Annotated in this window: 1 protein-coding gene; it reads left to right on the top strand. The window is 30.9% G+C overall.

Annotation, left to right across the window (positions count from 1 at the left end; all coding sequences use genetic code 11):
* The first annotated feature begins 195 nt into the window (after positions 1 to 195).
* A complete protein-coding gene (locus DYA59_RS05295) occupies positions 196 to 21,696 on the top strand; it encodes a hemagglutinin repeat-containing protein (RefSeq protein WP_115270086.1) in 21,501 nt (7,166 codons plus the stop codon).
* The last annotated feature ends 1 nt before the right edge of the window (position 21,697 follow it).

The following is a 21,697-nucleotide window of genomic DNA, read 5'->3' as shown; positions in this document are numbered from 1 at the left end:
AAAAAAATACATTAAAATAGTATATAATGAATCTATACCAAATATACTTAATAATGTATTCTTCCTCCGCATAAGGTGATTGCTCGTTCGTAGAAAAAGAAGAGTGATCGCCTTATCTTTGTAATATTATATAAGAAAATAGTAATGGAATAAATTTTTTATAATAAATTTAGTAAATAAAAAAAGGTGGTGTAGATGAGAGAGTTTAATTTATCAGAAAAGATATTAAAACGTTATCTTAAGAGAAAAAGAAGCGTTAGTGTTGCACTAATTGTAACTTTCCTTATAACTGGAGGTCTTGGGTTAATGGAAGAATTAGCATTAGCTAGAGACCTGAGAGTTAGAACTAAAGAAGCCAACATTATTAAACCGGATAATGGAGGCCCTTCGCTTAACACTTCTGCTAATAAGACAGATGTTGTTAATATTGTAAATCCTGATGCTAGTGGAATTTCTCATAACAAATTTACTGATCTGAGCGTAGGAGCAGGAAATGGTATTATTTTTAATAATAGTACTGAACATGGAACTTCACAAATAGGTGGATATGTTACTAAAAACCCTAATTTAACTAGTAATGCAAAAACTATTTTAAATGAAGTAACTGGAAATAATATTTCAAATATTAATGGTTCAGTAGAGATTTTTGGTAAGAAAGCTGATTTCATACTTGCTAATGAAAATGGAATAAATGTTAATGGAGCTACTTTTATTAATACTAATGGAGTAACATTAACTACAGGTGCCATATCAAAAGACAATAGCGGCATCAATTTTGATGTGCAAAAAGGAAATATTCTTTTAAATGGAGTTGGAACTAGTGGTAGCTACTTTAATGTTTTAGCAAAAACTATCCAAATATATAATGAAATATCTCCTATAGAAGGAGAAGCAAGACCTGATATAACATTAATAGCAGGACAAAATAAAATAGGTTTTGACTCTAATGATCTTTCAAAACCATACGTTAAATCTTCAACTGAAAGTAAAGAAGACAAGTATGGTATATATGCAACAGAGTTAGGAGCAATGTATGGAAGAAATATCAGACTTATTAGTACTGGACAAGGACTTGGAGTAAAACATGACGGTGTTGTATTTAGTGAAGAGGATATATTGATTGAAGCTGATGGGAAAATATCAATAGCTACATTGAATGCTAAGAAAAATATAAAACTCAAAGGAAAAGATCTAGAAACAAAAGGTGGAATCATAAAAGTTGCTGGAAAAGATCAAATTAATTCTATTTCAGCAGGGAATGATATTACTTTTGAATTAGAAGGAAATGGAACTATAAGATCAGCTGTTCAATCTACTGGAGGAAATATAGTTATTTCTGCTAAAGGATTAACTCTACAAGATAAGACTTCTGCTAGATTGATAAGTAAAAATTCTATAACTTTAAAGCTTTCAGAGAAGTTAGATGTACAAGGAGTACTAATTCCTACAGTATCAGGAGTTGATTCTAATAAGTTAGTAATAGTATCAAATAGTGATGGATCACTTCAAGTAAAAGATATTGAAAGTGGAAGGGTTTATTCTTCAGAAGAGATTACATGGGTAAGTACAGGAATAATAGGTAAAGATGTAAAAATATTTACTAAAGAATTAGTAAATAAAGGAATTATTTCTGCAGATGGGAAATTAACTATTACTGCTGAAAGCTTATTAAATGAAAAGAATGCTTTATTAAAAGGAAGCGATCTTGAGTTAATAGCTAATTCTTCTTTTGTTAACAAAGGAGAGATTAGAGAAAATAAAAAAGAGCTAAATGAAGTAGTAGATCCTAATGGAAAATTAAAAATTGAAGTTTTAAAAGGAAAATTTGAAAACTATGGAAATATATCAGCAAAAGATATAACTATCACTGCTCAAGAACTTATAAATGCTTTAAATGGAAAAGTTATTGCTAGTGATGGAAATATTATTTTAACTACTACTGTTGGAGAACTAGTTAATAATGGAGAGATATTAGCTACAAAAGATCTTAAGTTAATAAGCGCAAATAATCTAACAAATACAGGAAAACTAGGTGCAGACTCTATATTAATTCAAGCTGTACAAGGTAAATTTTTAAATGCAGGACATATAACAGCTGTAAAAGATTTAGTTATAAATGTTAAAGAGCTTTTCAATGCTGGAAGCTCAGAAGAGATAGAGAAATATTTAGGAGCTCTATATCAATATTCTGAGGTGGAATTAACAAAAGTAGAAAATTCTATATCAGAGTTAAATAAGAAAATAGCAGCTGAAAAAGATCCAGCGCAACTTGCAGAATTAAAAGCTACTTTAAGTGGATTAGAAGAGGTTAAAAATAAATTAAATAATTTAAAAGATATCTTATCTAAAACAGGAATGCTTGGGGTATTATCTGGAGATAATGTTAAAATAACTACAAAAGAATCTTTTAAAAATAAAGGAGTTGTTACTTCACAAAAAGATCTTACTCTAGAAACTGGTAGCGTTATTAATTCAGGGGTATTACAAGCTGGAGATAATCTTTTAATTGAAGCTCTTGGAAAAATAGTGAATACTCAAAGAATAACTGCTGGGAAGAAAATTATAATCAGTGGTGATAGTTTTGTTTCTAATGGAAATGAAGAAAGAATAAAAGAGTATTTAGAGTTATTACAAAATCTAAATTCAGAAAATTTAAGTGCAGAAGAATTAGCAGAACTAAAAGCTAAGATAGCAGCTTTTTCTGATTTAGGTGTGATAGAAGGAGAAACTTTAGCAATAACAACTAAAACAACTTTAGAAAATAATGGAATAGTAATAACTAAAGGTGATGTAAGTTTAAAATCAGAAGATTCAATAAAAAATAATGGAGTAATGTCAGTAGGAAAGAACTTAGATGTTAAGGGTAAGAGTTTTAGTTCAAAAGATTTAACAATTAAGGAGAACTTAAGCGCAAATATATCTGGAGATTTTAATTCATACAATTTAAGTGTTGGAGGTAATGTAGATGTTACTTCATCTAAGTTAGAAAACTCTGGTAAATTAGAAACTGGAGGAGGCTTAAATCTGACAGGAGACTTCTCAAATAAATCAGGAGCTACAGCATCTGTAGGAAAATCCTTAAATATAAATGGAGGAGTTAATAATAGTGGAGAACTATTAGTTGGAGAAACAATTAAGATAAATAGTGAAAATAGAAATAATGGAGAGAGTTTTGCAAATTCAGGAAATATTAATGCTTCTGGAGAGATAGAAATTGGTGGTAGTTCATTTGATAATACAGGAAAGATAGCTACTGGTTCTAAATTAGATATAAATGTATCTGGAGATATAGATAATAGTGGAAATATTGAAGCTAAAAATGATATTTCTCTTGCTGGTAAAAACTTAAATAATAAAAATGGAGATCTTGTAACAGAAGGAAATCTAACAGCTAATATTTCGGAAAAAGTAACTAATGGTAATATGAGTGTTGGAAATGATATAAATATTACAAGTAATGGATTCCACAACTCTGGAAGTACAGTAGCTGGTGGAAATATTTCTCTCAATACTAAGACTGGTGATTTTGGAAATAGTGGAAAACTTCATGCTGCTGGTAAGATCGATTTAGATTCTAGAAGTGCTGCTAACAGTGGAGAAATTATTGGTAATGGAGTAGATATAAGTACTAAAGGAAGTTTCTTTAATACTGGGTCACTTCAATCAAAAGGAAGTATAGTTATAAACAATACTGGAGATGTCATCTTAACAAGTGGAGAGGTAAAAGCTTCTGGTGATATTTCTATTACAGGAAATAATTCTGATATAAAATTAAATGGAAAAGTACTAAGTGAAGGTAAGATAGATGTTAAGAGTAAAACTGGAGATATTGAAACAGGAAAAGTTCAAGCTTTAGGAGATATATCTATCTCTACTGAAAAAGATATTATCAATAAAGGTATGATAGTAAGTAATAGCAACATTAATTTAAGCGCTGATGGTATAGTTAACGAAGAAGGAAATACTATCTGGGCTGGAAAAGATGCTGTACTTAATGCTATGAGAGAGATATACAATAGTTTAAATGCTAATATTGTTAGCCAAAATGATATGAAATTAAGTGCTAAGTCTATTACAAATGATGCTGGAACTATTGCTGCTGGTGGTAATTTAGATATAAAAGCTGATAACTTAACAAATAAAAGTAGAGTTGATGTTAAATATGAAATTGTAGATACTGAAAGTTCTAAACAAACAGTTAGATGGGATGATACTTTTAACTACCATCTTGATTCTACAGAGATTTGGATACCAGTTATTGAAAATAAAAGTGTAGTTACTGATAAAGCAACTATAGAAGCAGAAGGAAACTTAAATATCTCTGGATTCTCTTCGGATAAAGCTAAGGTTAATAACTATTCTGGAACTATATTAGCTGGAAAAGATATGACAATCAAGGGAGATATTCTCAATGAAACTGCATACCAAAATTTAAATGTAGTTGATCTATTGAAACTTATACAAGTTAGACTTTCTTGGCAAACTAAGCTTTATATAACTAATGCTCACGGAAACTCTGGAGTATCTTTTGAAGGAAGTCTATATGATGCACTGACTAAAGGATATTTTGGAAGAGGTAGAGAAGCTTATTATAAGGCATTAGCTTTAGTAGATAATCCTTTACTTGACAAAGTACTTTCAAGTGTTCTTGGTAGCGACTGGAAAGGTAAAGATAAACCTATTTCTCAAGATAAATGGAATTTTGACGGTAGCTTCAAATATTATGCAGCTAATGGAAATGCGCAAATAATAGCAGGTGGAAACTTTACTCACACTAATGGAAGTTTAGTAAATAATGGTGGAGAAAGTGGAGGAAATAAAAATGTAAATGTCAATATTGGAGATAACTCTATAGAAGGAGTTGGCTCTAATCTAGATGTTGATATTTCAGATATTAATAGTATTAAAGAGATTGGAGGAGTAAAATATCCTCATGATGTAGAATTAGCAACTGGAAGTATAACTATAGATGGAGTGACTATAACTGCAGAAACAGGAAACTTAGCAGGGGCAATAGCTGTATCAGGAACTGTAAACCCTATAATCTTTATAGATATACCAAAAGGTGAGAATGGTATATTTAAACCTGTAGAGGGAGAGCCACAACCTGGAAAACCTATTTATGAAACTAATATTGATTTTATTGACCCAGATAAATTCTTTGGTTCAGATTATTTCTTTGAACAATTAGGATATGATAAAAATAAAACATCTGCTGTTTTAGGAGATGCATATTATGATTATTTATTACTTAAGGACATAATTCAAAAAGGACTTGGTTACACTGGAAATGTTAGTGCTGAAGATATCCAAGCTCTTATTGATAACGCAGCAGAAATATCTGCCACACTTGGATTAGAACTTGGAAAAGCTCTAACTCAAGACCAAATTAACAACTTAGAACATGACATAGTATGGTATGTTGAAGTAGAAGTTAATGGACAAAAAGTATTAGCTCCACAACTATACTTAGGTAAGAATAGCAGAATAAATATAGCGCAAAACCAAGGTAATGGTGGAACTTCAACAATAAAGGTAGGAGGCGACTTAGTAAGTGACAACACGTCATTTGATAATACTAATGGTAATATTGATGCTGGGGGCAATATTATTATCAAATCTTCTGGAGATATTAATAACAATAGCTCTGGCGGAATGGGGGGTGGAATTAGCTCAGATAAAAACATTGCCGTAGATGCTGCTGGTGACGTTAATATGATAGGTGGTAGCCTCAAAGGAGATAATGTAATTGTTAGTGGAGATAATGTAAATATTGAATCTACACTAGGTGTTGATGAGAAAGGAAATCAAATTATCTCTGATAAAGCAGGTATAGAAGCTGATAATGGAATTCAAATAGATGCGAAAAATGATGTAAATATTAAAGGAGGTTCTTTAACTGCTTCTGGAGAAGAAATTAAACCTGAAGAGGAAGGTGGGGCACCTGGATTTGAAGAGCCTGCACCTGAACAGCCTGAAGTAGTAAAAGATGTTGATTACTATAAAGAATTATTTAAAAAAGAGTCAGCTGATATAATTGAAGGAGATGCTGGTAGCATAAATATTAATGCTGGTGGAGATGTAAATATTAAAGATATTCATACTGTGTCTTCTGAATTTAAGCATGAATATGACAATGGAGGCTTTGCTCAATCTTCATCAACTTCTGCTACTTCTAATGGATCTAATCTTCAAGGATCTAATATTAATATAAATGGAGAAAATGTAAATATTGTAGGTAGCGATTTATCAACTAACGATACAAAAGAGGATGCTAATAAAGATGCGCTTCCAGGATCTATAAATATTAATGCAAAAAATGATGTTAATATAGAGGATTCAAAAGATCTTATTCATCAAGATCAATATCAGAAAAATTTAGGAACTGTAAATGGATTACTAACTCAAGAGTCTTCGCGTAAAGAATTAGAGGCTTCATTATCTCATGGATCAAGTATCAAAACTTCAGGAGATTTAAATGTTTCAGCAGGAAATGACGTAACTCTAAAAGGTAGTGATGTTACTGTTGGAGGAAATGCTAACATAGATGCTGAAAATGATTTAAATATACTTGATGGTAGAAATGAAGTTAAAGAGGAATCTAATGAATCTAGATACCAAGTTTTTGGTGGAGGAAGAACTGATGTTAAGAAGTCATCTTCTACATCTGTTGGAAGTAATATATCAGTAGGTGGAGATTTAAATGCCAATGCTGGAAATAATATAAAAGTAGTTGGAGGAAATATTTCTGCAAATGGGGATACTAATCTATCTGCTGGTAATGATATTTCAATAGAAGCTGGTAAAAATGAATACCATGAAGAGAAAAAAGAGCTTAATATAGGACTATATGTTGAAGGAAGTGCTGGAATTGGTGGAGTTGGAGTCACTGGAAGTGCAAGCACAGCAGATATGTCAACAAGTAGTGAGATAAGTACTGAATGGGGTGGAGAGAGTGCCGCTGGTGAAAACTTAGACGGATCTAATGAAAAAACTCCAACAACTTCAGGTAGACCTCATATGGACCAAATTGTAAGTGGTGAATTTGGTGTTAAATTAGAAAGCAAAAATACTACTATAGATGAAACTACTTGGACAGAAAGCCAAATCTCAGGAGATAATATAAATATTAGCGCAGGAAATAAAGTTGATATAGGTGGAGGAGATTATAAGGCAACTGGTGATATAAGCATAAGCGGTAAACAGGTAGACTCTACTAAGTATACTGATGAAAGAACTGAAAACTCTTCAGGATTCTCAATAGCTGTAAAAAATACTGCAGGGGTTAATAGTGCTATTGTAGATACAATTAATAAAGGTGTTCAAATGGATAGTGCTATTAAGAGTGGAAATGCCAATGATGGTATTCTTGCAGCTCAAGGTGTAGGTGCTGTTACAAATGTAATCTTTAACGATGCGATAGGTGTAACTAATAAACAATCTATAAATGTTTCTATCGAGGATAGTACAAGTAAAACTACTAGTGAAAATGTAAGCTCTGTAGATGCTGGTGGAAGTGTAACAATTAAAGCTACTGAAGGAGATATTAATCTAAATGGTGTAGATGTAAAAGCTGAAGATAATATCAATTTAGATGCTAAAAAAGATATAAATATAACTGCAGCGAAGAAAACATCAACTGAAAATGGATTTAAAGTAGATTTAGAAGCTCAATTAGAAGAATCAGCAGGAGTAAGTGCACTTTGGGGAGCTAATACTGACATAGGAGTTGGAGGAAGTGCAAATCTAGATATTACAAAGAAAAATTCTACTGATTATGAAAATTCAACTATTAGCGCTGGAGGAAATATAAGTATCAAGTCTGGCGGAGATACCAATATTGATGGTGGAAATGTAGAAGCTAAGAAAGATGTAAATCTAGATATAGGTGGAAACTTAAATATAATAAGTAAAAAATCATCGCATGATAACCACGAAATAAATGCAAATGCAGGAGCTAATGTTTCTATAGGAGCCGCATCTAATACTATAGGAAAAGGAGAAGTAGGATTAAGCGGTGGAGGAGGAGATATCTGGAGTAGTGGAGAAACAGTATCTCAATCTGGAATAAAAGCAGGAGGAAACCTAAATGCTGATATAGAAGGAGACTTGAATATAGAAGGAGGAATCCTAGGATCAGAAACAGGAGCAGGAAAAGTAGATGTAGGTGGAAATATCAACATAAAAGATATAACAACAAAAGAGCAAGCAGGAGGAGCGCATATAACTGGTTCTGGAGGATTTACAGGAGACTTTGGAGCAGACGGAACTATAGGAGATATAAAAGATAAAGAGGTAGTAAGTAAAGGAGTTATAGGAGTAGATAACATCACAGCAGGTGGAGATGTAAATATAAATGGAGAAGTAGGAAGTGTAGAAGATATCTATAAGGATATGGAAAATACACAAATAGTAACAAAAGATATCTACCAAAAAGGAGGAGATATTAGCTTATCAGGATCAACAAGTAACATAAAAGATGTAAAAGATAAGGTAGATAGTATCTCAAGTAAGTTTGGAGGAACATCAAAGACATCAGGAATAAATAAAGGAAACGATTCGGATGGAATAAATGTGGGAGGAAAATCAGTAGGAGATAGTGATAGAAATAGCATTATCAAAGGAGGAGACGATAAATATTCAGTATTGGATAAAGATAATGCATTTGACTTGCCACAAAGAGAAGATACTGGAACAGGAGATGTAGTATTAAAAGATACAGCAGGAGAAACTATTATTACTCCTGAAAGTTATACACCATTAGGAGCTGAGCCACCTTCTAGTAAAAAAGATACCTCTGATAATTCTGATGATAAAGAAGATTTATACCATGCAGAGTATGTGGAAACTACTGGATCTGATAAAAAAGTATCATTTGATGATAATGTAAAGGTTAACGAATATGATCCAAGTGAGCCTGGAATAGGAGATGCAACAGTAGATAAGCCGATAAATGATAAGGATATAAATGACAATGAAGATTTATATTATGCAGAATATGTAGAAACTACTGATCCTAAAGTGTCATTTGATGATAAAGTAAAAGTTAACGAATATGATCCAAGTGAACCTGGAATAGGCGATGTAACAGTAGATAAACCAATAAATGATAAGAATATAAATGACAATGAAGATTTATATCAAATAGAACAGGTATATAACAGTGATTCTGATTCTTCAGATGATGATTTATATCAAGCAGAACAAGTTTATAATAGTGATTCTGATTCAGATGGTGATACATCTAGTATAGATGAGAAATCTCCTGAAGAGCAATTAAAGGATTTAGAAGACATCAAGGATCTTATAACTTCTAAAGATGAATTAACTCAAGAGGACAGAGATGATTTAAAACAATTAGATGATGAGATTAGAGAGTTACAAGAAAAAATTCAAAATGATAAGATTGATTCAGATGATGATTCGTCTTCAATAAGCAGTGATGATTCTATTATAAGTGAAAGTGGAAGTGAAGCAAGTCTTGAAAGTAATGCTTCTACTGAAAATAGTTTAGAAGAGCTTTCTGAGAGATTGGCTGATTTCTCTGATCGTTTGGGAAAAGATGCTGAAGAAGCTAATAAGAGAATAGAAGAGTTACAAGAAAAAATTCAAAACGAACTTGATAAGAGTGCAGAAGAGCAAAGAATCAACACTGAAATTGAAAATAGTATAAAAGAAGATATTAAAAACTTCTTAGAAAAACATTTCCCTGAAGAGAGTGAAAAGTTAATCAAAGATAGTAGCAGTGAAAGTGGAGATGACTCTGGATCTGAGAGCAGTCTAAGTGATGAAATTAAAGATTTCTTAGAAAAACATTTCCCTGAAGAGAGTAAGACTTTGATTGATAAATATGCTGACTTAGATGATGATAATGCGTTTGACTTCCCACAAAGAGAAGATACTGATTCAGGAGATGTAACTCTAGAGGATACAGCAAATGAGGAAAAAATTGTAGCAGAGTATTATACACCATTAGGAGCTGAGCCACCATCATCTGTAGGTAAAAAAGATGATAATTCTTTAACAATTAAACAAGTAACTTCTGAGATACATAATGATAAATATAGAGATCAATATGCTAAGTTAGAAAAAATAGAACAAAGTTTACAAAAAGAAAGAGAAAAATTAGCAGAATTACTTGAAAAACAAAAGGAATTAACTGATAAGAAGTTAACTGATAAAGATAAGAAAGAACTCGAAAAGATAGAAAAAGAGCTTAGAAAAACTCTAGATAAAATTAGCTCTCTAACAAAGGAACAACAAAAGACACTTGATAAAATTGATGAGATTAGAAGAACTGATATAACTGAGGATGATATTGTTTATGAGGAAATTCCTGGAGCTGTATTCAAAAAAGATTTAGGAGAAACAGAGAGTAATAAGATAAAAGTCAATGATGATTACTCACAAGTTAAAGATTTGATTCCAAATGGAAGTGATCAAGATGAACATATCTACGCTGAAATAGATAAGGATGCAGGATTTGCTGATACTGATAAAAATATAAATGAAGAAAAAAGTGTAGATGAGCAATTAAAAGACTTAAGTGATATTAGAGATGTAATCTTGAATAAAGGAGAATTGACTTCAGAGGATAAAGAAGATCTAAAGCAACTTGAAAAAGAGATAGAGGAATTAAAAGATAAGGGAGCTAAAGATGAAGAAGCTATTTATGAAGAGATAGGAGAGAAAACTTCTAATGCTGAAGAAGGATGGAAGGATAATCCTATATATGAATCTTTAGATAATTATCTGACTAAAACTGTAGATGGTGATGATGTAAGTGATGCTGGAACGATTTATGAAGAGGTAGAAGATGTAAAGGATGTAAAAAAAGCCTCAACTGAATCTAAATTAAGTCTAAAAGATAAAGTGTTAGTAGGTGTTGCTCCTGGAAAAGCTGTAAATGATGCAAGTAAAAAGTTTAGTAGTGCAAAAGATAAATTCGATAAGGCAAAAACTAATGAGGCTAAAGAAAAAGCTTTAGATGCTATGAATAAAGCAATTGATCATATGAGAGATTTAGAAAGTCATATTTTAGATAAAAATAAAGGAAAACCTTCTAAAGAATTAGATAGATTGCAAGATTCTATACATGAAGCTAATAAAGATTATAGAGAGGCTGTTTTAAAAAATATTGGAGTGGATTTAACACCACAACCATCAGCAAAACCAGTAGAGCCACCACCATATAAGAATCCACCTTCTTATGAAGAGGCTATAAAAAGCTTAAATAAAGGAAATGGAATAGAAAATGGTGATTTAAATTTAAAGAATAATGATAAATATAAAGTTTTAAATGATGATAATGCATTTGATTTTCCAAAAAGAGAAGATAATGGAGCAGGAGATGTAGTATTAAAAGATACAGCTGGAGAGAGTGTAATTGTTGCTGAACATTATACACCATTAGGAGCTGAGCCACCATCAAATGATGGAACAAGACCAAAAGATCCACCACCATATAAAGCACCACCACCTTACCCAGGAAATCAAAAAATAGAGAAGCAAGTGCCACCGTATAAAGCACCACCTGCTTATCAAGAAAAAAATATGAAAAATAATAATAACTCTGAAAATATTGTAAAACTTGAAAAGCAAATAGAGAGTTTACATAAAGATATCGAGAGAGTTCAAAAAATTGAAGCGATTACTGGAGGAGACCTTGGAACAGGAACAGTTTTAGATGATTTGAAACACAAATTAGAAAAAGCAGAAAAAGAGCTTGCAGATGTTCAAGATAAAGTATTAGAAGGTTTATCTGAAAATGATAAGAAAGTCTATAAGGATCTTAGTAAAGAGTTAGGAAACTTAACTAAGAGGCAAGAAGAGTTAACAAATAAACAACCTCTTTCAGCTGAAGCTGTAGCAGAATTAAATAAAATAGAACAAGAGCTAAAAGATGTTTTAGATAAATTAAACTCTATTTCAGGAAAAAATTCTGGAATTTCTCAAGGAGATAAGTATGGAGCACTTTCAGGGGATAATGCATTTGATTTACCACAAAGAGAAGATAATGCTTCAGGAGATGTAACTCTTAAAGATACAGCAAATGAAGAGAAAATTGTGGCAGAACATTATATTCCATTAGGAGCTGAACCACCTCATTTAGGAAGTGATAAAAAGGCATCAACAAATCAACCTATTGTAAGTAAGAATTCTAAAAATGATAATGCTCTTTCGATTAAAAATGTAGTTAGAGAAATACATAACGATAAATATAGAGATCAATATGCTAAGTTAGAAAAAACAGAGCAAAAATTACAAAAAGAAAGAGAGAAGTTAACAGAATTACTTGAGAAGCAAGCTGAGTTAACTAATAAAAAGTTAACTAGCAAAGATAAAAAAGAATTAAATAAGTTAGAGAAAGATCTTAAAAAGACTCTAGATAAAATTAATTCTTTAACAGGTGAACAACAAAAGATAGTAGATAAAATTGATGAGATTAGAAGAACTGATATAACTGAGGATGATATTGTTTATGAACAAATTCCTGGAGCTGTTTTCAAGAAAGACTTAGGAGAAGTAGAGAATAACAAGATAAAAATAAATGATGACTATTCACAAGTTAAGGATTCTATTGAAAATGAAAATGATCAAGAAGAACATATTTATGCAGAGGTAGATGTAAACGCAGGTCCTGCTTATACTGATAGAAATTCAGGAGAAGAAAAGAGTATAGAAGAACAATTAAAGGATTTAAATGATATTAAAGACATAATTTTGAGTAAAGGAAACTTAACTCCAGAGGATAGAGAAGATCTTAAACAGTTAGAAAAAGAAATAAATCAGTTGAAAGGTGAGAATGGTGATGACGACACCGATCCAACACCAGAACCACCATCAAGACCACCACAACCACCAAAATATAAGAACCCACCTTCTTATGAGGAAGCTATTAAAGCCTTAAATAAGAATAGTTCTGGAAATATATCAAAGAATTCTCAAGATGTTAATTTAAAAGGCATTTTATCGAAAGATTCTGTAAATTCAGAACAAGCTTCTAACAAGAAAGTTACTTTTAATGGTGAAGTTGAAGTAAAAACATTTGATAAAGAAAATGCGAGTGATAAACTTTCAGATAGTTATAAAGAGTCTTTAAGTACAGTAAATAGAGAAGATAAAACTTCAGATAAACATATTTATGAAACTATAGGTGGAGATACTGAAGGTGTTAAGACAATTTATGAAACTATAGGTGAGGATGTTGGAAATGTTAAAACAATCTACGAAACTATAGGAGAAAAAAATTCTAATGTTGATGAAGGATGGCAAGATAATCCTATATATGAATCTTTAGATGAACATATCTATGAAACGATTGATAGTGATAATGAAACAACTTATGAAAAAACAAAAGAGCCAAATAAAGTAGAGGCTGAATCTGGACTAAGCATAAAAGATAAAGTTTTATTAGGGATTAATCCTAAAAAAGTAATAAAAGATGCAGATAAAAGTTTTGATAAAGCAAAAGATAAGTTTGATAATGCTAAAACTTCTGAAGAGAGAGAAAAAGCTTTAGATGCTATGGACAAAGCTATTGATCATATGAGAGATATTGAAAAGAGTATCTTGGATAAAAATATAAATAGTGGAAAACTTAATGAAGAGTTAGAAGCAATACAATTCTTTATACATGAAGCTAATAAAGATTATAGAGAGGCTACTTTAAAACATATTACAGGTAGAGATGATTTTGATCCAAGACCAGATTTACCACCAAGACCACAACCACCAAAATATAAGAACCCACCTTCTTATGAGGAAGCAATAAAGAGTTTGAATAAAGGAGCTGGAACAGGAAAAGGTGATGTAAATTTATCAAATAAATATGAAGTATTAGATAAGGATAATGCTTTTGACTTTCCTAAGGATAGTGGTGAAAGAGTTAGTATAAAAGATATAGCTAATGAACCAGAAATTAAGCCTGAAAAATATATTCCTTTAGGAGCGGAGCCTCAAGGGAATGCTGAAAAAACTCTAGATTCTCTTGGAAAACAATTGGATGTATTACAAAAAGTTCAATCTCAAATAACTTCAAAAGGACAGTTAGGTGAAAATGATAAAAAACTTTTAGGTTCAGTTGAAAAGCAAGCTCAAGACATAATTAAGAAGATAGATGAAACTCTTACTAAGAATCCACCAAAATATAAAAACCCACCATCTTATGATGAAACAATGAAAAAAATAAAATCCACTGATAAATATAATGTTTTAAGTGGGGATAATGCTTTTGATTTTCCAAATGATGATGGAGGAAGTGTAACTTTAAAGGACACAGCCAATGAACCTGAAATTATTCCAGAAAAATATGAAAATTTAAACACTAAAAATCCTAATCAAAAAAGTATTGATGATATGAGTAATGAGGAATATATTGATAGTGTTAGAAAAGATATTGAAAGAGTTCAAAAGATAGTTGAGATTACTGGTGGAGATGAAGCTACCGAAGCTGCTCTTAGAGAATTAAATCAAAAATTGGATAATGCCCTTGCAGAAATTGGTCAGTCTGATGATTCAATGTTAAAAGGATTAAGTGAAAAAGATCAACTTAGATATAAAAATTTAGCTTCAGATTTAGCTCATTTACAATCACAGCAAGTAAGTTTGATGAAAAAAGCTAATCTAAATCCAAGTGATAATATCAAGTTAGATAAGATTCAAGATGAGATGGAAAATATTAAAGAAATTTTAAACGGGCTAGAGAAAAAAGGAAATAAAGTAAAGCCTGTTGTACCACCAAAGCCATCAAAATCAAAGATAGATAGTGTTTTAGGAAAAAATACAGTTGGAGATGTAATTATAAAACCACCTGTGCCACCAAAACCGTCAAATTTAAAAAATGATAATGTTTCAGGAAAAGTGATAGAAGGAAACATAGTTGTTAAACCACCTATACCAGCAAAGCCATCAAAGTTAAAGATAGATAGTGTTTTAGGAAAAAATACAGGAAATGGTGATATTGATATCTCTGTAGAAAGACAACATCCACTATTCTCAACTAGATATGATCACTTAGATTCTATTAATTCTTCTATAAAGAAAAATGAAGAGAAACTAGAAAATTTATTTAAGAAACAAGCAGAGTTAGCTAGTAAAAATTTATCTGCTAAAAATAATAAAGATTTAGATAAAATAGAGAAAGAACTTGCAAAAGTAAGTGGAGAAATGAATACTCTTTTACAAGAGAAAGTTAAAACAGAAGATGAAATAAATAAGATAAGAGATATCTATTCAAAAGAGTTAGGGACAGAAAAGAAAAAGGATGTATTGACTATAAAAGATACAGATAAATCAGAGAACAAGCTAACTAATGGTGGAGAAGGAGCTAATAAAACTTCTAATGAAAATACGTTAGCAAGAACAGAATCTACAACTTCAACAGATAGTAACTTCAGTACAAATTCTGGTCTATGGAAAGATAAAAATAGTAAATCTTTAGAAGACTTATTAAGTATTCAAGATAAAATAAGTACGGATAAAGAGGAAGCAAAATCAGAAAAAGTAGAGAAAAGTGAAGATAAGAAAAGTAAGAATCCATTCAAGAATCTTTTCTCAAAGAAAACTGATGGTTCTAGTAAAAAGAATGATAAGAATTCAAATAAGAATGCTATAAAAAATCCATTTGCATCAAAACCAAAAGCTGATAGAGAAGGATATAAAAAAGTTGGAGATACTTATGTAAAGAGTGAGCAGGAAGCAAAAAGACAACTTGACTTAGCTCTTGATAATCCAAATATACCAAAAGAACATCTTCAAGACTTTGCTAAGAGAACTTTCTTAAATAAAGGTATAGCTGGACCTGAAGAAGGAAAGAAAAATATTGTAACTGAGAGAATTACAAACTCAGGAGAGCAAGATCAAGAAAGACTTAAGACTCTTTATGATAGAATAGGTAATGATTTTGAAGGAACAAGAAAAGAGATGAATAGAGAGGTTGCTGATCAGTTAGCAAATAATGATAAGCTTGCTAGTCTAATCTTAGGTGAAGTTTTTGCAGATCCTGAAAAAGCTCAAGAATTACTAGATATATATGAAATTAGCCCTCAAGAAGCATTAGATGATGTTTTGGCTGGAAAATATATGGAAGGACTTCAAATAGATCAAGATTTTGTAAAGGACGTTGCAAAAATTATTGATGAAACTAGAGGAGAAATTTTTGAGAAGTTTACGGGAGAAAAATACAAAGCCCCTAACCTTGTTTTCGGAAATAATTTACCTGGTACAACTGGAATTTTTTCAAATGGAGAAATGAAAATAGATTTACGTCAGCAAAATGGAATAAAAGATGTGATAAATATACTTCTTCACGAAGGAACTCATAATGAGCAAAGCTTGATAAAAGAAGGAAATTCTGACAGAGTTGAAGATAGTGTAAGAGATTTATATGCTATGAATTCTGATGGTGGATATATAATACCTGCAGATCCAGATGGTTATAAAAATCAACCTGTTGAATCAGAAGCTTTTGATGCAATGAAAGGTGAAGAGATAGTAAAACATCTTTTAGATACTGCAGTAAATACATTAAAAGGTGAAATATATGTAGTTCCAGATAAAGACTTTGATGATATTAGTATCAGTCAATATTTTGATGACTCATCATCAATTAGTTCAGAAGGTTCAAATGTAAGTCAAGAAAAAGACTTGAATTATTATACTCAAAAGATAGATGATATGTTAAAACAACAAGAAGATATTATTTTCTCACCAGATATAGACAAGGAGAAAAGTGAAGCTTTCAAAGAAGAGTATGCTGCTCTTAGAGAAGAGATTGGAAATATTCTTGGAAACAATCAAGATATAATGCTTACTTCTAAAGAAAAAGAAAAACTAGAAGATATGTTGGAAAAGATAGAGCGTATTGATGATAGAATTGCTCAATCACAAAGTGGGCCATTAGAGCATAGAATTGATATCGGAAATGGTGTAACTGTTCTTACTAGAAGTAACAAAGATATCTTAGATAGTTTGAAAATTGTAGCTGACAATGCTGATAAGCTTCCAGCTGAACATTTAGAATCATATTTAAAAGATTTTTATAATGGAACTAATGAGCAAGCTTTAGCTACTAAGGTTAAAGAAAACATTGGTAATGGAGAGCAGATATTTGTTTCTAAAGGAGAAGTAGAACATGATAAAGCATCTTTAGAGGCTTTGAAAAAAATTGAGGCAGCTCTTGAAAAAAAAAAGGGAAGTCAAGTAGCTTTGAAAGAAGATAATGATGGAACTAAAAAAAGTAAAAAGAAGGCAAATGAAACTCCAGAAGTGAGAGAAAAAGATAGAAATAACAGAGATGTTATTACTAGATCTTCTAAGGATGTTAAGGATAATCTAAAAAAAGTAGCAGAGATGTCTAAAAAATTACCACCTGAACACTTAACTGATTACTTAGGAAGAGTTGTTTTGAACTCTGATCAAAAAGAGATTAATAGAAACAACAAAGATGGAGAGAGTATTGTAAAAAATCCTAAATTAGATTTAGATTCTGAAGCAGCTAAAAATCTAGGAGATATATATGCAAGCATATATGATAAAAGTGATAAGACACTAAATTCTCAACTAGACAAGGAACTTGTAGATAAGCTTAAATCTAATTCAGAAATTAATGACTTACTTACTAACAATGAAGTTACTAAAGAGAATCTAGAGAAGTTAGCTAAAACAGTTGCTAGTTTAAAGAAAGAGATTTATGAAAATTCAACTGGAAGAGAATATAGCAGTGTACAAGTAAGAATAGAGAAGAGTACAGGGGACATTAATGGAAAATTACAAGGGAATGTACTGACACTTTATTTAAGAGATGGAGCTAATATGGTTGACTATCTTGGTACAGCAGTACATGAGTTAAAGCACAATGATCAAAATAATATAAGAAAAGATAGCAATGAAAGTGGACCTCTACCTTATCTATATGGTATAAATACAAGTAAAGATGGATATATTGAACCTAATGTAGATGTAAATGCTTATAAAGATCAACCTGTTGAAGCTGAAGCTTTCCAAATACAAAAAGAAGTTCTCGCAGTATTTAAGGATGGATTTGTTGATCCAACTCTTATTCCAAAGAAAGCATTAAGTACAAAAGATAAGTTAAATCTAAAATTAAATCCTGATAAATTAGTATCTGATGCTACTAAAGGATCTGGAAAATTAAGAGAAGATTTGAAAAACTCTTTTGGTGAAGGTGCAATACAAGCTGGAATAGGAAAAGTTAGAGGTGATATAGAAAATCTTGAATCTCTTAAAAAAGTTTTCCTTGAAAAAAACCAAGATGGAAAATATAATCAACAAATAAAGGATTTACAAAAAGAGATCAATGATAACTATACAGCTATTCTAATAGCTAAAAAGGATCTAACTTCTGAGCAAAATAAATTAGCTGAAGCAGCTGGTGGAGAGAGTTCAATTGATGAAAAACTCTATGTAGATTCGTATGAAGATATAGATAAACTTGTAGATAGATCTTTGAATAAAAAATTAGAAGAATACAAAGATAGACTTGTTAAAGAGTTAGGGCTTGATTCAGAAACTGTTAATAAAGTCTTCAAAGAACATGAAAAGGAAATGAATGATTATGCCAAAAGATATCTAAAAAAATCTTTAAGCACTGACTTTACTGGAATTATATCACATCAAGAGATAGAACAAAGTTTAGATAAAGCTTTTAATGACGAGCTAAAAAGGGTAACTGGTAAAGAACAGGATATTAGAGGAGAATTTGTAAGAAAAACAACCGAAAATGGAGTTATATATGAAAGAACTCCAAAGGGAATAAACAAGCAGCTAGATATATTAGCTAAAAATAAAAATATTCCAGCTGACCATTTACAAGATTACTTATCGAATCTATTTACTCATAAGGGACCTAAGGAGGCTTTCAAAAAGACTAAATCTGGAGAAGTAGTAGTAGATACTACTGATGTTCATATATTTGGAGAGCAAGGAACAAAAAATTTAAAGAGCTTGTATGATAGAATACCTAATGATTTTGAAGCTACAAGGAAGGAAATGGATTCACAATTAGTTTCAGTTTTAGGGAAAAATGAGCATTTAAATAATATAGTAGGTCAAGCTTTAGAGAAAAAAATGGATGCTATGAAGAAAATTTATGAGAAAAATCCTGAAGGGTTGGTAGAGAGTCTTTATAATATCAATATAAAAGGTATAGGTAAAGAAGATGTTGAATCTATAGTAAGAAGTGTTGAAGAAGGAAGAAGAGAGATATTTGAATCTACTACTGGTATTCCATATACTGAAAGTGAAATAAAGATTTCATCTGATGTAAAAGCTAAAGGACAAGATGCATTAGCTGCTCATAATTCTAATGATGGTTCAATAGAGATATCTATTGACAAAATAACAACTTTAGGGGTTCTACTTGATGCTATAATGCATGAAACTTTACACCATGAGCAAACTCTGATATCTAATAATAAAGATAAGGTTCCTGAGAGTGTAAGAGATTACTATGCGACACAGTTAGCAGGATATATTACTCCATATAATGATACTCAAGATGCTATTAGACACTACTATGAGCAGACTATAGAGAGAGAAGCTTTTGAAGTAATGAATGCTAAAGAAGTTTTAAAAGAGATAGCTAGAAATATATTAGGAGAAAAATCTGAAGTTGATAAATTAATCAATAAAGAGCTAAAAAATGCACTTACTGAGTATAAGGATGTATTAAAAAATATGTATCCTAATATGAAAGAAGAAATAGATATTGCTTTTAAAGAGAATTCTAAGGAGATAAGTGATGGTGCCAGGAGCTACTTGGAAGATGTCTTAAAAGAAAAAAATAGTTTACCCTCTAAAGAGGAATTAAAAGAGTTACTAGATGATGCTTTTGTAGCAGAGCTTGAAAAATGGAAATTGAAGGAACAAGAAGAAGAGTTTGTAAGAGTTGACGAAGGAGATCGTACACTGTTTTTAAGAACGCCAGAAGGTGTGAAAAAACAACTAGGATTAGTAGCAAAAGATAAAAATAACATACCTTCTGAGCATGTTCAAGAATTTTTGGCGAATACTTTCTTAGATAAAGGAAATAAGGAGAGTATCAAAAAAGATGATGGAAATGCTGTAATCACTAATTCATCTGAAGTAGAATTAGATCGTGAGGCTAAGAAAAATTTATCTTCTCTATATTCAAAGTTAGATAATAACTTTAAAGATACTAGAAATAATATGAATAAAGAACTCATAAATGATTTAGGGAAGAATAAAAAACTACAGGATTTTATTCTTCAAGGTGGAAAAGTTGATGTAGATTTCTTAAAATTAGCTTATGAACGTCAACCGGAAGCTGTAATTAATAGTATTTATGATATGAATATAGCTGGAACTTCTGATGAGATGATTCAAAATATATACTCAGCTATCCAAGAAGGAAGAAAGGAAGTTTTTGAAAAAGCTTTAGATGTAGAATATAGACCTTCAGATATTGTTTTTACAACAAGTTCAGATGATAGTGCAGAGATTGCTTCATATAATCCTAAAACAGAAAATGTAGAATTTTATAGAGATAGAGCAGATAGTTTTGGAGTAGCTTTAGATTATTTACTTCATGAATCACAACATCATGAACAGAAAATTATTGCTAATGCTAAGGGAACTAATAAAATTCCAGAAGGCTTAGGAGAGAAATATAAAATTAATATGAAAGGTTATATTACTCCAGATAGTGAAAGTGATATGTTTGGATGGGAAATGTATAAGGCTCAGCCGACTGAAGCAGAAGCTTTTGATGTAATGAAAGCTAAAGATGTTATTAATTCTCTAGTTCAAAATATCATCTCTGGAACTAATAATGCTAATCAAAAAAATCAGAACTCTAATGAACAGAAATTTGTAAAAGGAGATAAAGAAGATATAGGAGCAGAAGGAAAACTTTATGGGCTTGCTTTAGGTAAGCCTAAAAGACCTGAAGAGGGAAATCCTAGTCAAAGTAATATAAATATTGAAACAAAAACTGAAAATTTAAAGCTTGGTGAAATTCCATTAATATTTGGAGAAAGTAGTAATTATCTTTCAGCATCCTTAGCACAAGGAGGTAATTCTGGAGCTAATAAATCTGCTAATAGTTACTTAGCTGTTTTCAATGGAGATGATGGAGTTAAAAGGCTTGAAGAACTTGCACAAAAATTTATGGAAAGAACTTTGACAGAAGAGGATTTAGAAGATTATTCTAACTATAAAGTTTATGGTAGTTCAATTGATATTTTCCATGCTCAAGATACTGATGAGAATAGAGTTTCAAGTTCTAGTAATATGGATTTATTAAAAGAGTTATTAGGGACTCAATTAGGAGCACAAGGATTACAAAAGATGTACCAAGGTATGAAAGAATTACAAGTTAATCCTGATAATCAGATTTCTAAAGAGAAATATAAAGAGGGAATGAAAGAATTCTTTGATGCTAAAATGATAGTAACTTTAAACAAAACACTAGATGGAGGAGCACAAGCTTATATAGATATGAGTTCATTCTTTACTACAGATCAAGATATAGATTTAGAAAAAGTAGCAGAGAAAATTTATGATGAGGACTCGGATATGTATGACTCTAGTGAAGCTGTTATGTTAAGATATATCTTAGAAAAACATTCTGGTAATCCAAATGTAAAATATATGTTAGAAGGACAGTTAATTGATATCTCAGAGGGATTAAAAAATAAAATCTCTAAAAAATAAA

Source organism: Fusobacterium necrogenes (genome assembly GCF_900450765.1).
Lineage (GTDB): Bacteria > Fusobacteriota > Fusobacteriia > Fusobacteriales > Fusobacteriaceae > Fusobacterium_A > Fusobacterium_A necrogenes.
This window is presented reverse-complemented; position numbering and strand designations above follow the sequence as displayed.